The organism is Pseudomonas sp. NPDC079367, assembly GCF_044542195.1.
Taxonomy (GTDB): domain Bacteria; phylum Pseudomonadota; class Gammaproteobacteria; order Pseudomonadales; family Pseudomonadaceae; genus Aquipseudomonas.
In genome coordinates, this window is the sequence record NZ_JBITTW010000073.1 from 1 (window position 1) to 6,394 (window position 6,394).

Below are 6,394 nucleotides of genomic sequence, written 5' to 3' on the forward strand. Positions count from 1 at the left end.
GCATGCGAATACTGCTGATCAGACTGAATGCCATGCTGCGAGACGGTACAGAATGGCGCTGATGGACGGCGGGTTAAGACAGTTGCTCCCACATTCGATAGGGTTCCGTCAGAAGGAACGCAATCGAATGTGGGAGCGGGCTTGCTCGCGAAGCTTCTAGCTTGTGCTTTTTAATTCGGTCCCGGATCAGCCACTAAACGCCCGGCATCCTTGGCCAGAGACTTGAGAAACTCAGCCTGCAACTCAGGGTCATTGCGGGTGAGTTCGATCAGGCTCTGCTCCAGTTCGCTGGCTTCTTCTTCCAGGCCCAGTTCCGACAGGCGTTTGACCCGGTGCACCCACTGGCTCACCTCGTCATCTTCCAGATCGTCATAAATCAGCCCGTGTGCTTCCAGCAATTTGCCGCGCAGGTGGCCGCTGAGCATCAGCGTCGAGTCTGAATGCACGTCGTCCTTGGCGTCTTCGACGCTGATCTGCAAGCGGCCGATATGATTGAGGTCATGCTCGGCAAACGGACTGTCGAGCAGATTCAAACGCAGCACGCCGTTGCGATCGGTGGTCATGTCGAAGGTCTGCTTGCCGGCCTTGACCTGCACCGGTCGCTCGCTCCAAGGCAGGCTCGAATACTCCGTGCGCTTGTCGCGCTGGACTTCATCGATGCCCGCAAGGTTCTGCTGTGCGCGGCCATTGGACTGCACATTCATGAACGGGTTGAGCCCGGCGAAACCGTAGCTCAGCCAATCTCTGGTGACGCTGTCCGGCAGGTTGCCGAGGGCGAACACGTTGACTACGTTCGCACCGACACCACCGACCACGGCTACCGCACCCAGCGGAATCTCATAGACTTCGCGCCAGGGCTGGTAAGGCGTGTAACGGTCGTAACGGCGGGTAACCTCGAACTCGGTGACTTCGAAAGTTTTCTGCTCGTTGATCTTCACGCGTCGCTGCGGCAGCTCGAGCACCTTGGGCTCGCCGACATCGATTTGCAGGCTGTGATCAAGCAACTTTCGCTCGACCCGCTCTTCGTGCTCGCTGCGTTGCGACATGTGATTGGCGCAGCCGCTGACCAGCAGGGCGCCGCACAGGGCGGCGCCACCGAGGCCTAAGGTGTTTCGCTTGAACATGACGTCTCTATCTGGTTTCAGCGGCGGATACGGGCCTGAAGGAAGGACACAACATCGGCCACCGGCAGCGCTTGCGCCTCTGCTTCGGAACGACTCTTGTATTCCAGGTTGCCTTCGGCGAGGCCACGGTCGCTGACCACGATCCGGTGTGGAATGCCGATCAGTTCCATGTCTGCGAACTTGATGCCCGGGCTGGTTTTCTTGTCGCGATCGTCCAGCAGCACTTCGAAGCCGGCCGCCGTCAGTTCGGCATACAGCTTGTCGGTGGCTTCGCGCACCTGCTCGGTTTCATAGCGCAGCGGTACCAGAGCGATCTGGAATGGCGCCAGGGTGTCGCTCCAGATGATGCCGTTGGCGTCGTTGTTCTGCTCGATGGCCGCAGCCACCACGCGGGAAACGCCAATGCCGTAGCAACCCATTTCCAGGGTGACCGGCTTGCCGTTCTCGCCCAGCACTTCGCATTTCATCGCCTTGCTGTACTTGTTGCCCAGCTGGAAGATGTGCCCGACTTCGATGCCGCGCTTGATTTCCAGCGAGCCTTTGCCGTCCGGGCTTGGGTCGCCTGCGACGACGTTGCGCAGGTCGGCAACGGTCGGAACCGGCAGGTCACGCTCCCAGTTCACGCCGAAGTAGTGCTTGTCATCGATGTTCGCGCCAATACCGAAGTCGCTCATCATCGCGACCGAGCGGTCGATGATGATTGGCAGTGGCAGGTTCAGCGGGCCGAGCGAGCCGGCACCGGCGCCAATCGCGTCACGCAGTTCGGCGTCGGAAGCCATGACCAGCGGGCTGGCCACGCCAGGCTGGTTGGCAGCCTTGATTTCGTTCAGTTCGTGGTCGCCACGAATCACCAGCGCGATCAGCTTGCCTTCTTCTTCGGCATGCACGATCAGGGTCTTGATGGTCTTTTCAATCGGCAGATTGAATTTTTCCACCAGCGCCGCGATGGTTTTGGTGTCTGGCGTGTCGACCAGGCGCAGCTCTTCGGTTGGCGCCGGGCGCGAGGTTTCCCGTGGCACGGCTTCGGCTTTTTCGATGTTCGCCGCGTAGTCGGAACCGTTGCTGAAAACGATATCGTCTTCGCCGGACTCGGCCAGCACGTGGAATTCGTGGGAGCCGGCGCCGCCGATCGAACCGTTGTCGGCTTCAACCGGGCGGAATTTCAGGCCCAGACGCGTAAAAATGTTGCAATAGGCTTCGTGCATGCGGTCATAGGTGACCTGCAGCGACGCCTGATCGGCGTGGAAGGAGTACGAGTCCTTCATGATGAATTCGCGGCCGCGCATCAAACCGAAGCGTGGGCGGATTTCGTCACGGAACTTGGTCTGGATCTGGTACAGGTTGATCGGCAGCTGTTTATAGCTGCTCAACTCGTTGCGCATCAGATCGGTGATCACTTCTTCGTGGGTCGGGCCCGCGCAGAAGTCACGACCGTGGCGGTCTTTGATGCGCAGCAGCTCAGGGCCGTATTCTTCCCAGCGCCCCGATTCCTGCCATAGCTCGGCCGGTTGGGTGCTCGGCATCAACACTTCCAGAGAACCGGCGGCGTTCATCTCTTCGCGAACGATGGCTTCGACCTTGCGCATGACTCGCAAGCCCATCGGCAGCCATGTGTACAGGCCGGAGGCAAGCTTGCGGATCATGCCGGCGCGCAGCATCAGCTGGTGGCTGATCACGACCGCGTCGGAAGGCGTTTCTTTCTGTGTGGCGAGCAAAAATTGACTGGTGCGCATGGTTGGCCGTTGTCGGTTGCTATGACTGGAAATGACGAAGCAGTGTACCGGCGAGTTTTGCTGACGTACAGAAGCGTGGCCGGCGTAAAGATCCAGCGGCGGGATTGCTCCCGCCATTGGCGAAGTGTCTTACGATTCTTCGGTGACGGGCGTCGGTGCTGGCTCGGGCGACGGTGTCGCGCCTTCGCGGCGGCGCTCCTGAAACCAGTGCAGTGCAATCAGCACCAGCGTCGGCACGCCGAGCAGGGCGGTGATGAGGAAGAAACTGTGGTAGCCGAACTTCTCGACCAGAACGCCGGAATAGCCGCCCATCAAGCGCGGCAGCAGCAACATGATCGAGCTGAGCAGGGCGTATTGCGTGGCCGAGAACTTCAGGTTGGTCAGGCTCGACAGGTAGGCAACGAACGCCGAGGTCGCCAGACCCGAGCTGAAATTGTCCAGGGAAATGGTCACGACCAGCATCTGCAGGTTCGGGCCCATGTCCGCGAGCATGACGAACAGCAGGTTGGTCCCCGCCGAAGCCACGCCGCCAATGAACAGAATCGGCAGAATGCCAAAGCGCACGATTAACAGGCCGCCCATGCCGGCGCCGACGAGGGTCATGATCAAGCCGAAGATCTTGCTGACACTGGCGATCTGATCTTTGGTGAAGCCCTGGTCGATGTAGAACACGTTGGCCATCACGCCCATCACTGTGTCCGACATGCGATAGGTGGCGATCAGGCCCAGCAGCAAAAGCGCCTGCCAGCGATAACGCAGAATGAAGTCGTTGACCGGCGTCAGCACCGGTGCCAGGCCGCGCCGGCCCATGGCTGACAGACACATCCCCGTCAGCAACGTATAGAGAATGGCGCGCAGAAAGGCGCGGTCTTCGAGCAGCAGGTCGAGCGGGCTCATGTCGCCGAACAGCACGCCAGCGAAATCGGTGTTGTACAACTGAGTGAACATCGCCGGTACCGACACCAGCAGGATGATCAGCACGAACACCGACATCAGTTGATGCATGAAGGTGTAACGCCCGGCCTGCAACTGCGTGCGCAGCGGCACCGGCGGCTCGCGCATAAACAGCGAGGTCAGCAGCGCCGGCACCATCAATACGCCGAACAGCACATAAGTGCCGGTCCAGGCTGAATGCTTATAGTTGAAACCGGTGGAGCCGAAACCTTCGGCGAAAAACAGCGCGCCGGCGGTAGCGAGCAGGGCGGCGACGCGGTAACCCGACATGTAACTGGCGGCCAGGGCAGCCTGGCGGCTGTCATCGGCGATTTCCAGGCGATAGGCGTCGACCGCGATGTCTTGCGTGGCAGAGGCAAATGCGACGACCACGGCAATAGCGATCAGCCAGGACAGATGCTTCTGCGGATCACAGAAACCCATGCCGATCAGGCCGAGAATCACCAGTGCCTGTGAGAGCACCAGCCAGGAACGGCGGCGGCCGAGCTTGCCCAGCAAGGGCAAGCGCCATTGGTCGAGCAGCGGCGACCAGACCCATTTGAACGCATAGGCCAGACCGATCAGGCTGGCGTAGCCGATGGTTTCACGGGCCACGCCCGCTTCACGCAGCCACACGGAGAGCGTCGAGAACACCAGCATGTACGGCAGGCCGGCGGCAAAACCGAGCAACAACAGCACGAGCGTCGAAGGACTGGCATAGGCGGCGAGCGCGGCGCGCCAGGTTTTACGGGGCATGGGCTGAAGTCTGCCTCAAGATTGCGGAAACAAAGCGCGCACTCTAACCGCTGTGCTCTACCGGACGCCAGCCATGGCGCCGAATATCCACACGATTGTTCTGGACGCAGATGCCTTCCATGCGCAGTCGGGCGCGTTGTTCGTCGCCGGAGGGGCTGCCGACCGGCAGGCTGATGCGCCCGCCGGCGCCGAGTACGCGGTGCCAGGGCAGCTTGGTATCGCCGGGCAACTGGCTCAAAGTCCGCCCGACCCAGCGCGCGGCGCGGCCGAGTCCGGCGAGTTCGGCCAACTGGCCATAACTGACGACTTTGCCTTCGGGCACTTGGGCAAGTGTCGAGTAGAGTGCCGTGCGTCGGATGTGCGCATCGTTTTCGACACTGTCGAGCGGGTCTTTCACGTGCGCGGCTCCTGAGCATTGGCGTGACGAAGGCAACAAGCGTAGTCGCTCGTGGCCCAGTTGAGAAATGAACTCAATTGAAATAGTCCGGTCAGTCCTTGTCATGGGCAAAATCCTGCGGATAATGCCGACCCTTTTCGCCAACTCTGAGCCCCCGATCTGCTTATGTTCTCCAGAACCTTGTTGTGCCTCGCTGTTTTCAGCGCGTCCACGCCCCTGCTTGCCGACACCGTCTGGTTGAAAAACGGCGACAAGCTGAGCGGCACTATCACGGTATTCGATGGCGGCAAGCTGTTGATCCAGACCAAATACGCCGGTGCGGTGGCGATTGACTGGAAAGAGGTCAAGACCCTGGACAGTGACCAGCACCTGCTGGTGAAGCAGGACGCCTACGCCGGCGAAGTGTCGAAATCGCTCACAGCGGCCGACGACGGCAAGGTCACCCTGGCCAATGGCGAGGCGCCGAAGACTGTCGAGCTGGCGAGCATTCAGCAGATCCTCAAGCCCAAGCCGATCGTCACCGACCTGGTATGGAAGGGCAACGTCGACCTGGCTCTGGATTATCAGCGCGCCGAGAAAGACACCGATGACTACGACGTCGCGTTCAAGACCTCGGCGCGTCACGGTCGCTGGCGCCATACCGCTGAAGGTGAGTACAACCGCGAAGTGCAGGATGCGCAAACCACCACCAACAACTGGCGCGCCGAATACTCCCTCGACCGCTTCATTACCGATCAATGGTTCTGGCAGGGTCGCCTGAACTACAAGCGGGATCACATCGAAGAGCTGGCGCGCCAGCGGGTGGTCGGTACCGGTCCTGGCTACCAGTTCTGGGACGATGAATTGGGCGCTTTCTCGCTGGGCTCGTTGCTCAACCGCACTGATTACGAGTATCGCGATGGCAGCAAGGACAACTTTTATTCCGTCGCGATGAAGTGGGATTACAACCGCTATCTGATCGGCAAGAAGGTCGAGTTCTTCACCAACGGTGAAGTCGGCAAACCGCTGTCGGGCGTTGCCGATTATGCGCTGGATGCCGAGCTGGGCCTGCGCTACAAGGTCACCGACTGGGCCTCGCTCAACCTCAAGGCCGAGCGTGACATCATCAGCGGCACCAATGATGCGGATCTGAACAAGACGCGCTATACCGCAGGGTTTGGCGTGGCTTGGTAAAGGCTTTAAGCCAAAGATCGCAGCCTTTCGGCAGCTCCTGCAGGGTGCGCATCAACCCTCTGTAGGAGCTGCCGAAGGCTGCGATTTTTTTTGCGCCGTGGAAAAACAGACGCCCACAAAAAAGCCCCGCTTTTAAGGGCGGGGCTCTTTTCTAAAGAAGCTACAAGTTAGATAACTTGTACTTCTTCAGCTTGCATGCCTTTCTGACCGCGGGTAGCGATGAAAGAAACCTGTTGGCCTTCTTTCAGGCTTTTGAAGCCGTCGGATTGGATAGCTTT

6 protein-coding genes are annotated in these 6,394 nt (G+C 60.0%); 1 reads left to right on the plus strand and 5 read right to left on the minus strand.

Going from position 1 to position 6,394, the window contains the following annotated elements; genetic code table 11:
* Positions 1-170: 170 nt before the first annotated feature.
* The 4 genes from ACIGDJ_RS27880 to ACIGDJ_RS27895 form a co-directional block, all read right to left on the minus strand.
* A complete protein-coding gene (locus ACIGDJ_RS27880; RefSeq protein WP_101158361.1) occupies positions 171-1,124 on the minus strand; it encodes a hypothetical protein in 954 nt (317 codons plus the stop codon).
* Between the two features lie 17 nt (positions 1,125-1,141).
* Positions 1,142-2,857, minus strand: a complete 1,716-nt coding sequence (locus ACIGDJ_RS27885; RefSeq protein WP_101158362.1) for a proline--tRNA ligase — start codon at positions 2,855-2,857, stop codon at positions 1,142-1,144.
* 129 nt (positions 2,858-2,986) lie between these two features.
* Positions 2,987-4,546 (minus strand): AmpG family muropeptide MFS transporter, encoded by a 1,560-nt coding sequence (locus ACIGDJ_RS27890; protein WP_101158363.1) that lies wholly within the window; start codon positions 4,544-4,546, stop codon positions 2,987-2,989.
* A 43-nt stretch (positions 4,547-4,589) separates the two neighbouring features.
* Complete coding sequence (locus tag ACIGDJ_RS27895; protein ID WP_397480255.1) at positions 4,590-4,943, minus strand: MGMT family protein; 354 nt, start codon at positions 4,941-4,943, stop codon at positions 4,590-4,592.
* A 165-nt stretch (positions 4,944-5,108) separates the two neighbouring features.
* Between ACIGDJ_RS27895 and ACIGDJ_RS27900 the strand changes: the two genes are divergently transcribed.
* A complete protein-coding gene (locus tag ACIGDJ_RS27900; protein ID WP_101158365.1) occupies positions 5,109-6,116 on the plus strand; it encodes a DUF481 domain-containing protein in 1,008 nt (335 codons plus the stop codon).
* Positions 6,117-6,283: 167 nt separating this feature from the next.
* Here ACIGDJ_RS27900 and ACIGDJ_RS27905 read toward each other — a convergent pair.
* On the minus strand, positions 6,284-6,394 hold a 111-nt coding region (locus ACIGDJ_RS27905), incomplete at its 5' end, for a cold-shock protein (RefSeq protein ID WP_397465261.1).

Coding starts and splice junctions, on each gene's coding strand:
- ACIGDJ_RS27880 (WP_101158361.1), bottom strand. CDS start 1,124: ATGTTCAAGCGAAACACCTTAGGCCTCGGTGGCGCCGCCCTGTGCGGC.
- ACIGDJ_RS27885 (WP_101158362.1), bottom strand. CDS start 2,857: ATGCGCACCAGTCAATTTTTGCTCGCCACACAGAAAGAAACGCCTTCC.
- ACIGDJ_RS27890 (WP_101158363.1), bottom strand. CDS start 4,546: ATGCCCCGTAAAACCTGGCGCGCCGCGCTCGCCGCCTATGCCAGTCCT.
- ACIGDJ_RS27900 (WP_101158365.1), top strand. CDS start 5,109: ATGTTCTCCAGAACCTTGTTGTGCCTCGCTGTTTTCAGCGCGTCCACG.